The sequence below is a fragment of the Mycobacterium sp. genome (assembly GCF_051006775.1).
In the GTDB taxonomy this organism is placed as follows: domain Bacteria; phylum Actinomycetota; class Actinomycetes; order Mycobacteriales; family Mycobacteriaceae; genus Mycobacterium.
Genome location: NZ_JBPCSX010000254.1, coordinates 1 through 17901, shown reverse-complemented (window position 1 = coordinate 17901; position 17901 = coordinate 1). Strand labels below are relative to the sequence as shown.

At 66.3% G+C, this 17901-nt stretch carries 12 protein-coding genes and 1 riboswitch; of the genes, 4 read left to right on the top strand and 8 right to left on the bottom strand.

The genetic code is table 11. The features are described 5' to 3' along the window. The 4 genes from ACR2JI_RS17875 to ACR2JI_RS17860 all read right to left on the bottom strand — a co-directional run. Window positions 1-426 (bottom strand): tRNA (cytidine(34)-2'-O)-methyltransferase (locus ACR2JI_RS17875; RefSeq protein WP_526392426.1); only part of this gene is annotated, 426 nt, incomplete at its 3' end. Between the two features lie 6 nt (window positions 427-432). Next, the gene (locus ACR2JI_RS17870; RefSeq protein ID WP_526392424.1) at window positions 433-1695 is read right to left on the bottom strand and encodes a metal-dependent hydrolase family protein; all 1263 of its coding nucleotides are present in this window, start codon (window positions 1693-1695) and stop codon (window positions 433-435) included. A 228-nt stretch (window positions 1696-1923) separates the two neighbouring features. Continuing rightward, window positions 1924-4413, bottom strand: a complete 2490-nt coding sequence (locus ACR2JI_RS17865) for an ATP-binding cassette domain-containing protein (protein WP_526392422.1) — start codon at window positions 4411-4413, stop codon at window positions 1924-1926. Between the two features lie 22 nt (window positions 4414-4435). Continuing rightward, window positions 4436-5623, bottom strand: a complete 1188-nt coding sequence (locus ACR2JI_RS17860) for an NADH:flavin oxidoreductase (protein ID WP_526392420.1) — start codon at window positions 5621-5623, stop codon at window positions 4436-4438. Between the two features lie 90 nt (window positions 5624-5713). Between ACR2JI_RS17860 and ACR2JI_RS17855 the strand changes: the two genes are divergently transcribed. After that, window positions 5714-6562 carry a bifunctional methylenetetrahydrofolate dehydrogenase/methenyltetrahydrofolate cyclohydrolase gene (locus tag ACR2JI_RS17855; protein ID WP_526392428.1) on the top strand — a complete coding sequence of 283 codons (849 nt, stop codon included), beginning with the start codon at window positions 5714-5716 and terminating at the stop codon, window positions 6560-6562. After that, complete coding sequence (locus ACR2JI_RS17850) at window positions 6559-6858, top strand: DUF3017 domain-containing protein (protein ID WP_526392418.1); 300 nt, start codon at window positions 6559-6561, stop codon at window positions 6856-6858. Before ACR2JI_RS17855 ends, ACR2JI_RS17850 begins: the two co-directional genes overlap by 4 nt. Window positions 6859-6872: 14 nt before the next feature. Here ACR2JI_RS17850 and ACR2JI_RS17845 read toward each other — a convergent pair whose 3' ends face one another. Genes ACR2JI_RS17845 through ACR2JI_RS17835 form a run of 3 tightly spaced genes read right to left on the bottom strand, consistent with a single transcriptional unit; the run spans window position 6873 to window position 10020 of the window. Further along, window positions 6873-7598, bottom strand: coding sequence for a class I SAM-dependent methyltransferase (locus ACR2JI_RS17845; RefSeq protein WP_526392416.1), 726 nt, complete (start codon window positions 7596-7598; stop codon window positions 6873-6875). After that, a complete protein-coding gene (gene metX / locus ACR2JI_RS17840) occupies window positions 7595-8698 on the bottom strand; it encodes a homoserine O-acetyltransferase MetX (protein ID WP_526392414.1) in 1104 nt (367 codons plus the stop codon). The genes ACR2JI_RS17845 and metX overlap by 4 nt, the downstream gene beginning before the upstream one ends. An 11-nt stretch (window positions 8699-8709) precedes the next feature. Then, window positions 8710-10020, bottom strand: coding sequence for a bifunctional o-acetylhomoserine/o-acetylserine sulfhydrylase (locus ACR2JI_RS17835; protein ID WP_526392412.1), 1311 nt, complete (start codon window positions 10018-10020; stop codon window positions 8710-8712). A gap of 166 nt (window positions 10021-10186) precedes the next feature. Beyond that, a riboswitch (SAM riboswitch) is annotated at window positions 10187-10306 on the bottom strand. A gap of 163 nt (window positions 10307-10469) precedes the next feature. On the opposite strand from ACR2JI_RS17835, the gene ACR2JI_RS17830 reads away from it, so the two are divergent. Continuing rightward, on the top strand, window positions 10470-11696 hold the full coding sequence (locus tag ACR2JI_RS17830; protein ID WP_526392410.1) for an NADP-dependent isocitrate dehydrogenase: 1227 nt from the start codon (window positions 10470-10472) through the stop codon (window positions 11694-11696). A 14-nt stretch (window positions 11697-11710) separates the two neighbouring features. Then, window positions 11711-12517, top strand: a complete 807-nt coding sequence (locus ACR2JI_RS17825) for an exodeoxyribonuclease III (protein ID WP_526392408.1) — start codon at window positions 11711-11713, stop codon at window positions 12515-12517. Here ACR2JI_RS17825 and ACR2JI_RS17820 read toward each other — a convergent pair. Beyond that, window positions 12514-17691 carry a Calx-beta domain-containing protein gene (locus ACR2JI_RS17820; protein ID WP_526392406.1) on the bottom strand — a complete coding sequence of 1726 codons (5178 nt, stop codon included), beginning with the start codon at window positions 17689-17691 and terminating at the stop codon, window positions 12514-12516. The genes ACR2JI_RS17825 and ACR2JI_RS17820 overlap by 4 nt on opposite strands. Window positions 17692-17901: the final 210 nt, after the last annotated feature.

Genomic DNA, 17901 nt, shown 5'->3' with positions numbered 1-17901 from the left:
ATAGGCGGCCACGGCGGCGGCATTGGACAGGTTCAGTGATCGCCGGCCCGGAAGCATCGGGATGCGCACCTGCCCGGTGATGTGTGGGTCGGCCAGCGTTGCGGTGTCCAGACCGGTGGGTTCTGGGCCGAACATCAGTACATCGCCCGGCTGGTACTCGATATCGGCGTAGGACCGCGCAGCATGTGCGGTGAACGCGAAAACCCTTGCCCCGTCGAGCGCCGACCACGCGTCGTCCAACGATGCGTGCACCGTCACCGACGCCATGTCGTGGTAGTCAAGCCCGGCCCGGCGCACCTTCGGCTCGGAGAGGTCGAAACCCATCGGCTCGACCAGATGCAATTCGCATCCGGTGGCCGCCACCATCCGGATCGCGTTGCCGGTGTTGGGGGCGATCCGTGGGGAGTAGAACATGATCCGGAACACGTTGTCTCAGAGCGTGTTCTTGACTAGGTTTCCGTCCCTCACGATCAGCGCGATGTTGGCGGCGGGGTCGGCGAGTAGGCTCAGATCCTTCGTCGGATCGCCGTTGATCACAAGGAGGTCCGCCCACGCCCCGGCTGTGACCTCGCCGAGTCGGGCTGACTTATAGGGGTCCCGCTCGCCGGCCAGCCGGAACAGCTCGGCATTGCCCGAGGTCACCATTTTGAGGGTCTCGGTGTTGGTGAAGTATTCGCCCAGCCGGGTCAGCATGTCGCTCTGCTTGGAGGTGTTCGCCGGATCGAAAAGCAGATCGGTGCCCCAGGCCAGTTTTACTCCGTGCTTCTTCGCCCATCGATAGACCTGCTCGGTGCCGTCGCAGACCTGCTTGTATTTCGCTGTCCGGTCGGCATCCGGGGTGATCTGGTCGTGCTCGGTGAACGGTTGCATCGACAGCCACACACCACGTTCAGCAAGCATTGCGATGGCGTCCTCGTCGGCCAAATGGCCGTGTTCGATCGACTTGACGCCGGCCTGGACCGCCCGGTGGATACCGGCGACGTTGTAGACGTGGGTGCAGACATAGGTGCCGTAGTCCGCCGCGGCGTCAACCGCCGCGCGCAATTCAGCGGGAGTGAACTGCACGGTATAGAGGGGGTCGTAGGCCGACGCTGCACCGCCACCGGCCATCAGTTTGATCTGCGATGCCCCGCCCTTGAGTTGCTCCCGAACCGCGGCGAGGACTTGCTCCGCGCCGTCGACGACCCGACTGAATCCGATCTGTTCGAGCCGGGACTCCCTTCCTCCCAACGCCGTCGGCGGTTCCGAGGGTAGGCCGAAGTCACCATGGCCCGAGGTCTGGGATATTGCCGCCTGGCTGGGGTAGATCCGCGGACCCAGGGCAGGTTCGGCGTCGATCACCTTCTTGATGCCCGCGGTGTCGCCGGCCACATCGCGCACTGCGGTGAAACCGCGCAACAACGTGTCCTTGGCCCGGGCAAGCGTTGCGGCAGCCAACTGCGATTGAGTGGCTGTCATCAAGTCGGCCATGGTGTTGGCCATTCCCACCAGATGAACGTGTGCGTCGGTCATGCCTGGCATCAGCACTCGGCCGACTCCATCGATCACCGTCATACCACCGTCTTCGGCGATTGGAGAAGTCTCGACCGCAGCTATGGTCTGGCCTTCGACGAGTACATGTCCGCCCGACAGGTGATCGCCGAGTCCGTCGAAGATCTGGACGTTCTTGATCAGAAGCCGGGGAAGCGTCGCCATGACCCAGGAACTTACGCGCTACCGATGGGGATGGGCGACGATCAAGCCTGCAAGCTTGGCCTTGTCACACCCACAGACCGGTGCCCGGTGCGCCCACAGTGATTCTTGGGGTCGACAGTCGACCCCGCCAACCGCTGAGTCTGAATGTTCCGCAGAACCGAATGTTTTAGGAGAAAAAAAGAATCCTAAACACTCATTCCTCACCACCGGATAATTGCCGAACGCCGGTTACTTTGCGCTCTTGAGCCTGATCGTGAAGCGCACCAACGCCAGGTAGCCGGCGCTGAGCCCGGCCAGCATCGCCATATCGAACCACCACACCGACGCCCGGTGTTCCCACCAGTGGTCCTTGGGCGTCAGCGGTCCGGGCACCAGGGTGGTCAGATCGACGGTGGAGGCCGATGCGGCAAAACCCCAGCGCGCCGGGGTGATCCAGGACAGCTGATCGAGCACCAGTCGGTTGGTCACCGGGATCATCCCGCCGGAGAACACCAACTGGCTCATGATCGCCACCACCAGCAGCGGCATGATCTGCTCGTTGGACTTGGCCAGCGCCGACAGCAGCAGGCCGAGGTTGGCCGATGCCACGCATGCGGCGGCGATGTCGACGAACAGTTCCAGGCCGGGCTTGCCCAGTGCCACCGCGCCCTGGGTCGGACCGCCCTTGCCCCACAACACGATTGCCGTCACGATGGCCGACTGCGCCACCGCGAACACCGTGTACACGCACACCTTGGCCAGCAGATAGGCCGTCGTCGACAACCCGACCGCCTGCTCCCGCCGGAAGATCGGCCGTTCCCCGATCAGGTCGCGGATGGTCAGTGCGGTGCCCATGAAGATGGCGCCGACGTTGAGCAGCACCAGGATCTGACCCGGCTCGTTGGGCGCGTCACCCATCGGGTCGGGTACGCCGAACCCGGTGGTGCCGGGCACGGCCAGTGACAGCACGCCCATGATGAACGGCAGCAGCGCCAGAAAGATGAAATAGCCGCGGTCGGAGATGATCAGCCGGGTCTGGCGGCGCACGATGGTGGAGAACTGCCGGCGCAGGCTGGTGTGCACCGGCTCACCGATCTCCGAGGGTTCCTCGATCGGCGGTGGCGGGGGCTGCGGCCCGGTCAGCGCCAGGTAGCGGTCATTGGCGCGCTGTGGGTCACCGGCGACGGTGGAGAAGATATCGGCCCAGTTGGTGGTGCCCATCGCCGCACCGATCTGGCTCGGCGGACCGCAGAACGCCGTCTTACCGCCGGGGGCCAGCAGCAGCACCTGATCGCAGACGTCGAGATAGGTCAGCGAGTGGGTGACCACCAGCACCACGCGGCCGGCGTCGGCCAGGTCGCGCAACATGGTCATCACCTGACGGTCCAGCGCCGGGTCCAGTCCGGAGGTGGGTTCGTCGAGGATCAGCAGCGACGGCCCGGTGAGCAGTTCCAGGGCCACCGAGGCCCGCTTGCGCTGGCCGCCGGAGAGCTTGTCGACGCGCGTGTTGGCGTGCTGGGTCATCTCCAGTTCGCTGAGCACCTGCTCGACCACGGCCTGGCGGTCCTCGGTGGTGGTGTCTGGAGGCAGTCGCAGTTCGGCGGCGTACATCAGCGCCTGATTCACCGTCAGCTGGCCGTGCACCACGTCGTCCTGGGGCACCATCCCGATCCGGGAGCGCAGCGAGGCGTAGTCGGCGTGCACGTTGTGGCCTTCGAAGCTGACCGTGCCGTTGGTCGGATGGGTGTAGCCGGCGATCAGCTTCGCCAGGGTGGACTTGCCCGCGCCGGACGGCCCGATGATCGCGGTCAGCGTGCCGGGCCGGGCGGTCAGCGAGATGTTGTCGAGCAGCGTCTTGTTGTTCTCGATGGTCCATGTCACGCCGCGGACATCGAGCCCGCCGGTTCCGGTTGCGGCCGCGGTTTCGGTGCGCCGCAACAGGGTTCCGCCACTGAACACCAAGTCGACGTTGCCGATTGTGACGACATCGCCGTCACGGAGCATCGCGGTGCTGACCCGGTCGCCGTTGACGAAGGTGCCGTTGATGCTGCGGTTGTCAGCGATCTCCATCCCGCCCGGGGTGGGTATCAACGTCGCGTGGTGGCGACCGGCGAGCACGTCGGGGATGACGATGTCGTTGTCGGCCGCCCGTCCGATCTTCAGTGCGCCGGGCGGGGCTTCCGGCGCCGAACCCGGCCGCAGGATCTTCAGCATCGACGTCGCGAGGTTCGACGTTCCACCGGGCCGGGCCGGTGCGGGGCCCATCTGCGTCGGAGCGGCGTCCGACGGCATCGGCGCCGGACGGACCGGCGGCCGGGTCGGCGGGAACTGCGGGGGATGGGGCTGCGTGTGCGGCTGAGGCTGGGTGTAGGGCTGGGGTCCCGAGATCGGAGGCTGCGGCAGCGTGGGCGGCCGGCCCGCCAAGCCCTGATGCCTGCCGACTTCGAAGGTCAGCGGCGGCCCGTCCGGGTTGCCGAGGTTCACGGTGGTGCCGTCGGTGATGTCGACGGCCGGTACCCGGCGGCCGTGGACGAACATGCCGTTGAGCGAACCGTTGTCGATCGCCATCCACCGGCCGTGCTCGAACCGCAGCAGCACGTGTGCACGGGAGACCAGTGGGTGGGCGATGCGCACATCGGCGCGCAGATCACGGCCGACGACAACGTCGCTGCCGGCCGAGAAGGTGCGCGGCGCGCCGTTGTACCGAACGGTCAGAACAGGCGCGGATGGGTGGCTCATCGGCTCCGACTCTAAGCGAGAATCAGCTCGGACCGCCCGTCACCACGCAGTGTGTGCGGCTGTAGATCGTCGGCATGCACTGGTTGCAGTGGTCGCACAGCGAGCGCACCGAATGGCTCGCGTCATCGGCCCGGATCCGATTGATCAGATCCGGTTCGGCCAGCAGTGCGCGGCCCATCGCGACGAAGTCGAAACCCTCCGCCATCGCCAGATCCATGGTGTCGCGATTGGTGATCCCGCCCAGCAGGATCAACGGCAGCGTCAGCTCCCTGCGGAACTGCTGCGCGTCGGCGAGCAGGAAGGCGTCCTGGTAGGGGTACTGACGCAGGAATTTGGTACCTGTCATCCGCATACCCCACCGCAGCGGCGGCGAGAAGGCGGCGGCGAACTCCTTGATCGGGGAGGCCCCGCGGAACAGGTACATCGGGTTGAGCAGGGAGCTGCCCGCGGTCAGTTCGATCGCGTCCAGGCCGCCGTCGTCCTGGAGCCACCGGGCGGTCTGCAGCGACTCCTCCACCCGGATGCCGCCGCGCACTCCGTCGGCCATATTGAGCTTGGCGGTCACCGCGATCGCATCGCCGACCTCCGCGCGCACCGCCGCCACGATGGCCCTGGCGACCTTCGCCCGATTCTCCAGCGAGCCGCCGTATGCGTCGGTGCGCTTGTTGATCAGCGGCGATAGGAACGAGCTGGCCAGATAGTTGTGCCCCAGGTGGACCTCGACCGCGTCGAATCCGGAGTCGATCGCGAACCGCGCGGCCCGGGCGTGCGCGGCGACCACATCATCGATGTCGGCGACCGTGGCGTGCCGGGCGAACCGCATGGACAGCGGGTTGAAGAACCGCACCGGTGCCAGCGCCGGCGCCTTATTCGACTTGGCGTTGGCCACCGGTCCGGCGTGACCGATCTGGGCGCTGATCGCCGCCCCTTCGGCGTGCACCGCCTCGGTCAGCCGGCGCAGCCCGGGCACTGCTTCCGGACGCATCCACAGCGCGGAGTCGTCGGTGCGCCCGCCTTGGCTGACCGCGCAGTAGGCCATGGTGGTCATGCCGACCCCGCCGGCGGCTATCGCCCGGTGAAACGCGATCAGGTCATCGCTGACCAGCGCACCGGGGGTCCGGGCCTCGAAGGTGGCCGCCTTGATGATCCGGTTGCGCAGGGTGATCGGTCCGAGCTTGGCCGGGCTGAGAACATCCGGGGCAGCGTTCATATGGAGAATGTAGCCGTGCCCGCTGACTTATCGCCTCGCTCCTCCTCCGCCGGACATGGCCCGGCGGCACCGTCGACCCGGGCGCAAAGCCTGGACGGAAAGCTCACCCGTGACGAGATCTTCGTCGACCTGACCCAACGGGTGGCCAAGCTCACCGCCGTCGGCCGCACCCCCGGTTTGGGCACTGTGCTGGTCGGCGACGATCCGGGCTCGCACGCCTACGTCCGGGGCAAGCACTCCGACTGCGCCAAGGTCGGGATCACCTCGATCCGTCGCGACCTGCCCGCCGACGTCAGTCAGTCAGAGCTGGACGCCACCATCGACGAGCTCAACTCCAACCCCGAGTGCACCGGCTACATCGTCCAACTGCCGCTACCGCGCCACCTCGATGAGAACGCCGCACTGGAGCGCATCGACCCGGCCAAGGACGCCGATGGTCTGCACCCCACGAATCTCGGACGCTTGGTGCTCAATGAGCCCGCTCCGCTGCCGTGCACCCCGCGCGGGATCGTCCACCTCCTGCGTCGCTTCGGTGTCGAGATCGACGGAGCGCACGTGGTGGTGATCGGTCGCGGTGTCACCGTCGGCCGGCCACTGGGCCTGCTGCTCACGCGGCGCAGCGAGAATGCGACAGTCACTCTGTGCCACACCGGAACTCGTGATCTTCCCGCGCTGACTCGGCAGGCCGACATCATCATCGCCGCGGTCGGTGTGCCGCATATGCTGACCGCCGGCATGGTCAAGCCGGGTGCGGCCGTCGTCGATGTCGGGGTCAGCCGGGTCGACGGCAAGCTGACCGGCGATGTGGCGCCGGACGTGTGGGATGTCGCAGGCACCGTGTCACCCAACCCCGGTGGCGTCGGCCCGCTCACCCGGGCCTTCCTGTTGAGCAACGTCGTCGAACGGGCAGAACGGGAGTTGGCAGAAGCCACGCGATGAAGCGCACGACCAAGCGCTACTGGAAGGCGGTGTTCCGCCGCCAGTGGCCCGTCCTGACCGTCGCAGCCATCGGACTGGTCGCCGCGGTGCTGGTGGCCGCCGGATTCTGGCGGCGCGGTGCGCTGATGATCGGGATCGGTGTCGGGGTGGCCGCGGGACTTCGGCTGCTGCTGCCCGAGGAGCGGGTAGGTGTGCTGGCCGTACGTTCCCGGCGCCTGGACGTCGCCAGCATGGTGACGCTGTCGGCGGCGGTGCTCTATATCTCCTGGACCATCGACCCACTGGGCACCAGTTAGCCCGCCGTTACCAGCTAGCCCAGCGTCGCGCGGATGCAGACGGTGATGTAGGGCATCGCTATCCCGCTCGCGTTGGTCAGCGCCGGGTGGGTGGCCAGCAGTTCCCGGACCTGCTCCAGCGTGCGGTCACGCACATCGGCCGGCGAGGTGATGCAGTAGCTGCGGGAGGCGACGTAGTCGATCAGCGCCTGCGGTGTCAGGTAGTTGGTCCACTCGACCCGGCGGGTGGCGACGTCGGTGAACGGTTCCGGCAGATCGGGGGAGGTGACCCGGTCGTGCTCGAGGCCGACGATCTTGCTGAACTCCTTGACCCAGCCCAGCCGATCGTCGCGGATGTTCCACACCAGGCCCAGCCGGCCGCCCGGCCGCAGCACCCGGGCCACTTCGGCCACGGCCTGGTCTGGATCGAACCAGTGCCAGGCCTGCGCCACCAGTACAGCGTCAACGGCGTTGTCCGGCAACGGAATATGTTCGGCAGTGCCCAGCAGCGCAGGAGTGTCGGGCAGCGCAGTGCGCAGCAGTTCCAGCATTTCGGCGATCGGGTCGACGGCAATGACGTTCAGGCCGCGCTCGACCAGGCGAGTCGTCAGTTTGCCGGTGCCGGCGCCGAGATCGAGCACATCGCGCGCTCCGGCGGGAAGCAGCCAGTCGATTGCCTCCGGCGGGTAGGACGGCCGACCCCGCTCGTAAGCGGCGGCTTGCGCCCCGAAGGACAGTGATCGATCGTTCGGGGTGCTCACCGGGAGGCCAGGGAAAGGGTTCTTCGCAGCAGTTGGCCGACGGCCTCGGTTTCCAGCAGGAAGCCGTCGTGGCCGTAGATCGACTCGATCACATTCAGCTCTCCGCTGCCGGGCAGCAGATCGGCGAGTTCGGCCTGCAGTCGCAGCGGATAGAGCCGGTCGGAGGTGATGCCGCCGACGACGGCCGGCACCGGGCAGGACCGCAGTGCGGCCGCGACGCCGCCGCGCCCGCGGCCGACGTCATGGCTCGACAGTGTCTCGGTCAGGGCCACGTAGCTGCCGGCGTCGAAGCGGCGGACCAGCTTGGCGCCCTGGTGCTCGAGGTAGCTCTGCACGGCGTAGCGGCCGCCGGTCAGCGGGTCCTCCCGATCGTCTCCGTCGCCCTGGCCGTCGTTACCGAAGCGGGTGTCCAGATCCAGCTCGCCGCGGTAGGTCAGATGCGCGAACCGCCGGGCCAGGTCCATTCCGACGTCGGGGGAGCGGCCGGTGCCGTAGTAGTCGCCGCCCTGCCAGGCCGGATCGGCCTTGATGGCCGCGATCTGGGTGCTCTGGGTGCCGATCTGGTCAGCGGTTGCCCGCGCTCCCACTGACAGCACCAGCCCAGCGCGCACCCGGTCCGGATAGCCGACCATCCACTCCAGTGCCCGGGCGCCGCCCATCGAACCACCGACGACGGCGGCCACCTCGCTGATACCGAGGGCTGCCAGTGCGGCGACATCGGCATTGACCTGGTCGCGGATTGTGATGGTGGGAAACCTTGAGCCCCAAGGCTTTCCGTCCCTGGCCAGTGAACTGGGGCCGGTGGATCCACGGCAGCCGCCGAGCACGTTGGTGGCCACCGCGCACCAGCGGTCGGTGTCCAGGGGCGCGCCCGGTCCACAGATTCCGTCCCACCAACCGGGGATCCGCGAATCCCCGGTCAGGGCATGCATGACCAGGACGACGTTGTCGCGGTCGGGCGACAGCTCTCCCCAGCGTTGCACCGCGATCGACACATCGTCGATGACCGCGCCGCTATCGCAGGTCAGCGGACCGATATCGACGAGGCCGACCTCGCCCTCGGCGGGCCAGGTCTGGGTGCGCTCAAAAGAGAGAGTCACGTCCGGGTCACTCAAGCCGCGACGCCGGACGATGACTTGGCGGCGCTCAATCCGCGTTCCAGATCGGCCAGGATGTCGTCGATTCCCTCCAGTCCGACCGCCAGCCGCACCAGGCCCGGGGTGACCCCGGTGGCCAGCTGCTCCTCGGCGGAGAGTTGCTGATGGGTGGTCGAGGCCGGGTGGATCACCAGCGAACGGACATCGCCGATATTGGCGACGTGGCTGTGCAGCTGCAACGCATTGACGAACGCTTTCCCTTTTTCGACGCCGCCGGCCAGTTCGAAGGACAGCACCGCTCCGGTTCCCCTGGGCGCCAGCTTCTTCGCCCGCTCGTGCCACGGAGAGCTGGGCAGCCCCGCGTAGTTCACGCTGACCACGTCCGGGTGCGCCTCGAGGAACTCCGCGACCTTCTGGGCGTTGCTCACATGCCGCTCGATACGCAGGCTCAGCGTCTCCAGACCCTGGGCGATGAGGAAGGCATTGAAGGGTGCTGCCGCCGAGCCGAGATCGCGCAGCAGTTGCACCCGCGCCTTGAGCGCGAAGGCCGGTGCGCCCAGGTCGGCGAACACCACACCGTGGTAGCTGGGATCGGGTTCGGTGAATCCGGGGAACTTCCCCGACCTCCAGTCGAAGGTGCCGCCGTCGACGATCACCCCGGCGATCGCGGTGCCGTGCCCGCCCAGGTACTTCGTCGCCGAGTGCACGACGATGTCGGCGCCCTGGGACAGCGGCTGGATCAGGTACGGCGTCGCGACGGTGTTATCCACGATCAGCGGCACCCCGTTGGCGTGGGCCACCTCCGACACCCCGGGGGTGTCGAGGATGTCGATCTTCGGGTTGGAGATCGACTCGGCGAAGAACGCCTTGGTGTTGGGCCGCACCGCGGCCTGCCAGGCGTCCAGATCGTCGGGGTCGGTGACGAATGTGGTCTCGATACCCAGCTTCGGCAGGGTGTAGTGCAGCAGGTTGTAGGTGCCGCCATAGAGACGCGGGCTGGAAACGATGTGGTCGCCGGCCCCGGCCAGATTCAGGATCGCGGCGGTCTCCGCGGCCTGCCCGGAGGCCAGGAAGAGTGCGGCCACCCCGCCCTCGAGTGCAGCGATGCGCTGCTCGACGACGTCGGTGGTGGGGTTCATCAGCCGGGTGTAGATATTGCCCGGCTCGGCCAGGCCGAACAGCGCTGCGGCGTGGTCGGTGCTGTCGAAGGTGTACGAGGTCGTCTGGTAGATGGGCAGTGCGCGGGCGTTGGTCGTGGGGTCCGACGTCTGGCCGGCGTGGATCTGTTTGGTCTCGAAGGACCAGGTGTTTTCTGGTGTGGTCATTGGTCATAGCTCCTGGAAAGGGAATGCGACTGGGCTGGGCTGGTGCGCGACGACACCCGTCAATGCAGGTGAGGGGCTGTGGCGCAGGAGGCTGGATCAGCGACAGTGACACATGTGGGGGCTCCGCATCAGGTTTCCCTGTCTACTCGGGGGGCCCGTCATGGCGGACCCGCGCTTGCCGTGCAGCCGTTGTCGGCTACTCAACCTGGTCATCACCCGGGGCACCCCACCGCGGTTGGAGGGTTGCCGGCCAGCAAGCCGGAGCTTCGCGCTGACACTCAAGACCGCTTGAGAGCTTATCGCACATCGGGGAGACCTCGCCAGCCCAATCCGGCCGGCGGCGTAGCTACTGGTCAGTAGTCAAAGCCGCTCCGCGTCGTCGGCACGCCCCTTGTAATGTTGGCCCCGCGAGCACGTGCTCGCCCGGGCGCAGGAGGATGGGCGACTCAATGTCGAGTGGACGCAAGATCAAGGTTGAGGGCACCGTCGTCGATCTCGACGGCGACGAGATGACGCGGATCATCTGGAAGCTCATCAAGGACACCCTGATCCTGCCGTATCTCGATGTGAACCTCGAGTACTACGACCTGGGAATGGAGCACCGCGACGCCACCGACGACCAGGTCACCATCGACTCGGCGAACGCGATCCTCAAACATCACGTCGGCGTCAAATGCGCCACCATCACTCCCGACGAGGCCCGCGTCAAGGAGTTCAACCTCAAGAAGATGTGGCTGTCGCCAAACGGCACCATCCGGAACATCCTCGGTGGCACGATCTTCCGTGCGCCGATCGTCATCTCCAACATCCCGCGCCTGGTTCCGGGCTGGACCAAGCCGATCATCATCGGCCGGCACGCCTTCGGCGACCAGTACCGGGCCACCAACTTCAAGGTGGACCGCCCGGGCACCGTGATGCTCAGCTTCACCCCCGACGACGGCAGCGAGCCGATCGTCCACGAGGTGGTGCACATCCCCGAAGACGGCGGTGTGGTCATGGGGATGTACAACTTCAAGAAGTCCATCCAGGACTTCGCCCGCTCGACGTTCAGCTACGCCCTGGTCCAGAACTACCCGGTGTACCTGTCGACCAAGAACACCATCCTCAAGGCCTACGACGGCATGTTCAAGGACGAATTCCAGCGGATCTTCGACGAGGACTACAAGGACGAGTTCGACCGCCGCGGCCTGACCTACGAACACCGCCTGATCGACGACATGGTGGCCTCCTGCCTGAAGTGGGAGGGCGGCTACGTCTGGGCCTGCAAGAACTACGACGGCGACGTCGAGTCCGACATCGTGGCCCAGGGCTACGGCTCGCTGGGCCTGATGACCTCGGTGCTGATGACGCCGGACGGCCAGACCGTCGAGGCCGAGGCCGCCCACGGCACCGTCACCCGGCACTACCGCCAGCATCAGCAGGGCAAGCCGACCTCGACCAACCCGATCGCGTCGATCTTCGCCTGGACCCGTGGTCTGGAGCATCGCGGCAAGCTGGACAAGACGCCCGCGGTGATCGAGTTCGCGCAGACCCTCGAAGAGGTCGTCATCTCCACCGTCGAAACCGGGCACATGACCAAGGACCTGGCCATCCTGATCGGCCCAGACCAGAAGTACGAGACCAGCGAGCAGTATCTGAACACCATCGCCGAAGCCCTCGAAAAGGCCCTCAGGTAGCTAGTCGGCCTGCCGTGATCGTCACCACCGTCAACGTCAACGGCGTGCGCGCCGCCGTGCGCGAACGCTCGAGCGAGAATCTCGGACTGCTGCACTGGCTGGCCCGGACCGATACCGACGTGGTGTGTCTGCAGGAGACCCGCGCCGACGACAGTCAACTGGCGCAAGCACTGGCGCCTGCGCTGGACTCGGGATGGCACCTGGCGTCGGCGCAGCCGCACCTGAAGGGTCGCAGCGGAGTGGCCGTACTGAGCCGCACTCCGTTCACTGCGGTCCGGATCGGCCTCCCCGCAACCGAATTCGAGAATCACGGCCGCTACATCGAGGTCGATCTGGCCGACGGCGCCACGGTGGGCAGTGTCTACGTGCACACCGGTGAGGCGGAAACCGACCGGCAGCTGGAGAAGGAGCGGTTCATGGCCGCACTCGGTGATCGGATGACTGAACTGGTTACCGACGGCCGTGCGGCGGTGCTGTGCGGGGACTGGAACATCGCGCATACCGAGAACGACATCAAAGCCTGGAAGGCCAACGTCCGCAAGGCCGGCTTCCTGCCCAGCGAGCGGCAGTGGCTCACCGAACTGATGGACTCCGGCTGGGTGGATGTGCTGCGCCGCGTGCACCCCGACCGGCCCGGCCCGTACAGCTGGTGGTCCTGGCGCGGCAAGGCGTTCGACAATGATGCCGGCTGGCGCATCGACTACCACCTGGCCACCCCGACCCTCGCTGACCGTGCATTATCAGCGAGGGTCGAGAAGCCGGCCGCCTATGCGCTGCGGTGGTCCGACCACGCCCCGGTCACCGTGGAGTTCGGCAGTTAGACCCTGACTGCCGCGGCGGCCGCGCCGCCCACGCCGCTCAGGTTGGTGCCCCGCGGGTCACCGAGTGTCACCATGCTTTGGAAGTACTCGATGACCTTCTTGTTCGGGACCTTCAGCGCCGGCCACTGCGGGTAGTCCCAGGTGTCATTCATGAACGGCTGGGTCTGATCGTGGCTGAGGATGGTGAGGTGATTGACATCGTGGGCGGTGGCCGCACCGTCGATGATGAGTCGGCCGTTCGCTCGATCATGCATCCAGCCGCCGTAGTGTGGCTCCATCTTCAACGTGTTGATGAAAGCCGTTTGGTAGCCGTTGTCCATCAGGTATTTGGCATAGCCGGCATGACCGTATAGGGCCACCATCGCCATGACCTGATCTGCTGTTCCCAGTCGGGCCGCGCGTTCGATATCGGCCACCATTTGCGGCGTGTACTTGTCGTCGGCGATCCAGCCGACCTTGGCGCCCTGCATCGCGTAGTAGAGACCGACACCCTGCACATCGGTACCCCACGCTTGCGCGTTGTTGGTCAGGCTGTTGGCGAATGCCCACCGGCCGACGTCATCGATCGTTGTCGGCGCGAGTCCGGCGAACCGACGCAGATCGTTGTAGGCAACCACTGCCTCGGTCGTGATGGCTGTCCGTCCGCCTTCCAGGGCATCCATGCCGGTGTGACTGCTGCCGTGGAACATGCCGAACGTCATGATGTCGGTGTACGGGCCGCTACTCGATGGCATGGGCATGCCGGTGGTGCCCCCGGTTGTTGTTGTCACCGGGGCTGTGACTGTCACCGGGGTTGTAACTGTCACCGGGGTTGTCGTGGTTGCTGTGGCGCGGTCGACGATATCGCCCATACCGATCGAATCGGTGAGCGTCGCGCCCGACGGGTTCGACAGTGTGACGGTGAAGGTCTCCTTGGCCTCAGCCGTGGCATCGCCGTTGACAATGACCGCGATGGTCTTGCTGGTCTCGCCGGGTGCGAACGTGACGGTACCGGTGGAGGCGACATAATCGCTGCCCGCGGTCGCGGTGCCATTGGAGGTGGCGTAACCCACCGTCACCGGACTCTTTGACGCCGAACTCAACGTCACCGTGAATGCGGCCAGGGAACTTCCGCCCGCCGCGCTGAACTCGATCGGCGTCAGGTACGCCATCTTGTTCTGGTTCACGGTCCGCCAGTCGTCGGCCAGGATGCCGCCGGTGTCACCGGAGTTGGGGTTCCATGACCAGAACGTCCAGTTGATGCCCTGGTTGCCGGCGGCGATGTCCCTGGTGCCGTTGTTATCCAGATCTCCGGAGATGTAGGAGGTGATGGCCTCCAACCAGATGGCATCTTTCGGGTCGGTCAGTTTGGTGCCGAACTCGCCGATGTAGATGGGCGCGATGTTCTGCTCGTAGATGTAACCCCACGCTTTGCGGAACACGGCCGGCAGGCCGGCGCCGAAGTCAGCGGTCTGGAACCAGGTCTGGGGGAAGACCGAGTTGGGGTAATCGTGCGGCGAGTAGACGAGTCGGTTGGCGACGTTGAACACGATCGGGCGGTCCTTGACGCCCATCAGGTTTCCGCCCCACCAGTAGTTCTGGCCCTGGTAGGACTCGACGCCCTCGACGAACATCAGCAGGTTGGGGTTGACCGCGAGGGCGGCGTTGCCGGCCCGTTCGGCCGCGCGTGCCCAGTCGGTGGCACCGCCGCCGCCCCAGACACCGCTGTGCGGTTCGTTGTGCAGGTCGAAGCCGATCACCGTCGAGTTGTTCTTGTACCGGTTGGCCAGGGTCACCCAGTCGGCCACCCAGGCGTCCTCGGTGTAGGTGCTGTCATACCACAGGCCGTTGTCGGATGTTCCTGCGCCGGCGCCGCTGCGGTGATGGTCGAGGATAACCCGCATACCCTGTTGTCCGGCGTAGGCGATGATCGCATCCATCACCTGCAGACCCGAAAGTCCCTGCAGATCAGCATTTTTGGAGAAGTCGATGCCATTAGGTGCGGCAGTCGTATGCAGTAGCTCGCTGGAGTACGGCAGCCGGATGGTGTTGAACCCCAGTCCGGCCATCTCGTTGATCATCTCCTTGTAACTGCGTGACCACAGGCCGTGCGGGGCCTGGGTGGTGGACTCCATGCCGAACCAGTTGACTCCGGAGATCTGGACCGTCTTACCTTGCGAGTCGAGGATCTGATTACCCGAGGTACGCAGGAATCCCGGTGCCATCCCGCCCGAACCCGGCTCGGTGGCAGAGGCGTCGGAGATACTCAACCCCGGTGTCACAGGTGCAGGCGTGACGGTGCCGTACTTGTTGAAGGCGGCACTGAAACTGCCGGCCGGACTACTCAGGCCGGAGGCGTTATGAGTGGGCTGACCTAGGGTGCCCGGGTAGTCGCGCTCCACCGACCACAGCGAGAGCATGCCCAGGCCCTTGGAGACGGCGAAAGCCTGCAGTGCCTGTGCATCGGCGACGGTGAACACCTCGGTGGTGATGTCGTTGACCCCGATCATCGGGGTAACGCCGATCTGTTTCCAGGCGAAGGTCTGACCGTTCTTGGCATACAGCGATGACAACTGGGCGTAGGTGGACTCAGCCGATCGGATCGCATAGGTGCCCATGGTCTGAGCGTTCGGACCACTGGTGGGAGCGGGGCCCTCGCCGTAGTCCATCGCCATCACGTTGACGCCGGCCAGTTTCACACCCGCAGTCAGTGCCGACTGCACGACGTTGAGGCCATCAGTGGTCAAGCCCTGCGGCAACACCGGAAGTGTGTACCAGATCTGCACCTGGGGCCGCGCCTGCTGCAACAGTTTGAGTGCGCTGCTGTTGAGTGCGATCGAGGCCGCATCGCCGACCGCGGCTCCTTCGATATCGAAATCGAGGTGGGTGAGGCTGTAGGTGTCGACGACAGCGGTATAGGCGTTCGCCAGCGCCTGAGCACTGAGGCCCTTGGCGGCATAGGACTGCGCGAGGCTGGTGCCATAGGCACCTCCGAGGGAGATCATCACGTCGCCGCCGGTGGCCCGCAGTGCCGCGATCGATGAGTTGATCGCCACTGCCTGCTCGTTCGTCGAATTCGGTTCCAGCACGTTGTATCCGCCCCAGGCGAGATTGCCTGCCGGATCCGTCTGGAGGAATCCGAGCGTGAACAGCGAGGCGCCGGTGGCCTTGGACATCGCCACCAGGTCGGGCACGGGCCATCCGGCCATGTCCACATACGGCGCGAAGAATGCATCGCCCCACTGGGCTGTGGTTGCGCCGGTCTGGGATGTGATGTCGTCGGTGAGGATCGTGCCGGTCGCGGTGGCCCGGGCGATGGTGGCGCCCGATGGGGCCGACAACGTCACGGTGAATGTTTCGTTCGGCTCGACAACCGTGTCTCCGATGATGCCGACGTGCACCGTCTGGGTGGTCTCACCCGGGGCGAAGGTAATGGTGCCGGAGCCGGCGGTGTAGTCCACACCGGCCGTCGCGGTGCCGTTGGCGGTCGCGTAGCCGACGCTCACCGGGGTGGCCGAGGCCTTGTCCAGGGTCACGGTGAACATGAAGTGGGCGTGCTCGCCGTTGCCTTCGGTCACGGCGAGATCGGCGATGGACACCTTCGGCGCCGCGCCTGCGGTGGTCGAATCGGTGATGGTGCCGGTCGCGGTGGCCATGGTGATGGTGGCACCGGAGGGGTTGGACAGCGTGACGGTGAAGTTCTCGCTGGGCTCGACGACGGTGTCGGTGAGGATGGGCACGTTGATCTGCTGGGAGACCACGCCCGGGGCGAAGGTCAGAGCGCCGGTGGTCGCGGTGAAGTCGGCGCCCGCGGTGGCGGTGCCGTTGGTGGTGGCGTAGCGGACCGTGACCGGTGTGGTCGACGCCTTGGACAGTGTGACGGTGAATGCGGCTTGCGCCGTCCCGGAGGTCGGTTCGGCCGCGGTGACGCCTGCCACCGAAATACCCGGCGCCGTCTGCGTCGGCGTAGCGACAGCCACGCCGTTGAGTGCCAAGCCGGTGATGGCTGAACCGGCAGCACCGGTGGCGGCCTGGAATCCGAACGATGTGCTCTGGCCGGTGCTGACTTGGCCGTTCCAGGGGGCGTTGGTCACCACATAGGCGGTGCCGACATGGCTGGAGATGACGCCGTTCCAGACATTGACGATTTCTGCCGGCGTGTTGAAGCTGACAGTCCAGCCGTTGAGGTTCGCCCCCGCTGTCACGTTCATCGTGCCGGTGAATCCCGAACCCCAGTTGTCGGCGACGGTGTACGTCACCGACCCGCCGCCAGTGGTTGGCGGCGGTGTCACCGTGACCGCCGTGTTGGTGATGGTGGCGGTGGCGGTGGCGGTGGTGAGGGTGGCGCCGGACGGGTTGGACAGTGTGACGGTGAAGGTTTCGGCGTTTTCGACAGCGGTGTCGGCCAGGATGGGCACGCTGATCTGCTGGGAGGTCACGCCCGGGGCGAAGGTCAGGGTGCCGGTGGTGGCGGTGTAGTCGGCGCCGGCGGTGGCGGTGCCGTTGGCGGTGGCGTAGTTCATGGTGACCGGGGTGATCGATGCTTTCGACAGCGTGACGGTGAAGGCGGCCTGCGCTGTTCCGGTGGCCGACGGTTCGGCGACGGTCACATTGCCCACCGAGACACTTGGCGGGGTCAATGCCGGCGTGGGGCTGGCGACGCCGTTGAGTTGCAGACCGGTGACTGCTGACCCGGCTGCGCCGCTGCTGGCCTGGAATCCGAACGCTGCGCTCTGGCCGGCGGCGAGCTGACCGTTCCAGGCGGCGTTGGTCACCACGTAGGCCGTGCCGACATGGCTGGAGATGACGCCGTTCCAGACGTTGGTGATCTCCGCCGGCGTGTTGAAGCTGACCGTCCAGCCGTTGAGGGCACTGGGGCCGGCCGTCACGTTTATGTTGCCGATGAATCCATCGCCCCAGTTGTCGCCGACGCTGTAGGTGACCGAGGGACTCGCCGGTACCGCCGCGACCGGCAAGGCCGCCTGGCTGCTCAGGATGGGTCGCGCGGTCCGTCTGCCGGCGGAATTCAGCCGGGTCAGTTCCTGGCTGATCAATGACAGTGCGGCTGTGACCAGGTTCAGTGGACCCGCTGCATCTCCGATGACGTCGCGCGGCAGTACCGCGCGTGGCAGTGGCGAGAGATCGGTCGCGGCGGCGACCGGTCGCGTCAGCACGGGAGCGTTCTGGGTGGTCACGTAAACAGCTGGTGTCGACATGGATTCGGCTGCCGCGATCGCAGGCTTGGCCGGCGGGGCGATTGCCCGTGCATCGGCGATGTCGGCAATGATCCGAACCCGTTGCGACGCGTGACCGGTGGTATGGCCGGCCGCGGTCTTTCCGGTGGCCGGCAGACCATCGCTGCGCGATCCGCGCCCGGTCCCGGTCGTGGCCCTGGATGCCGCGCG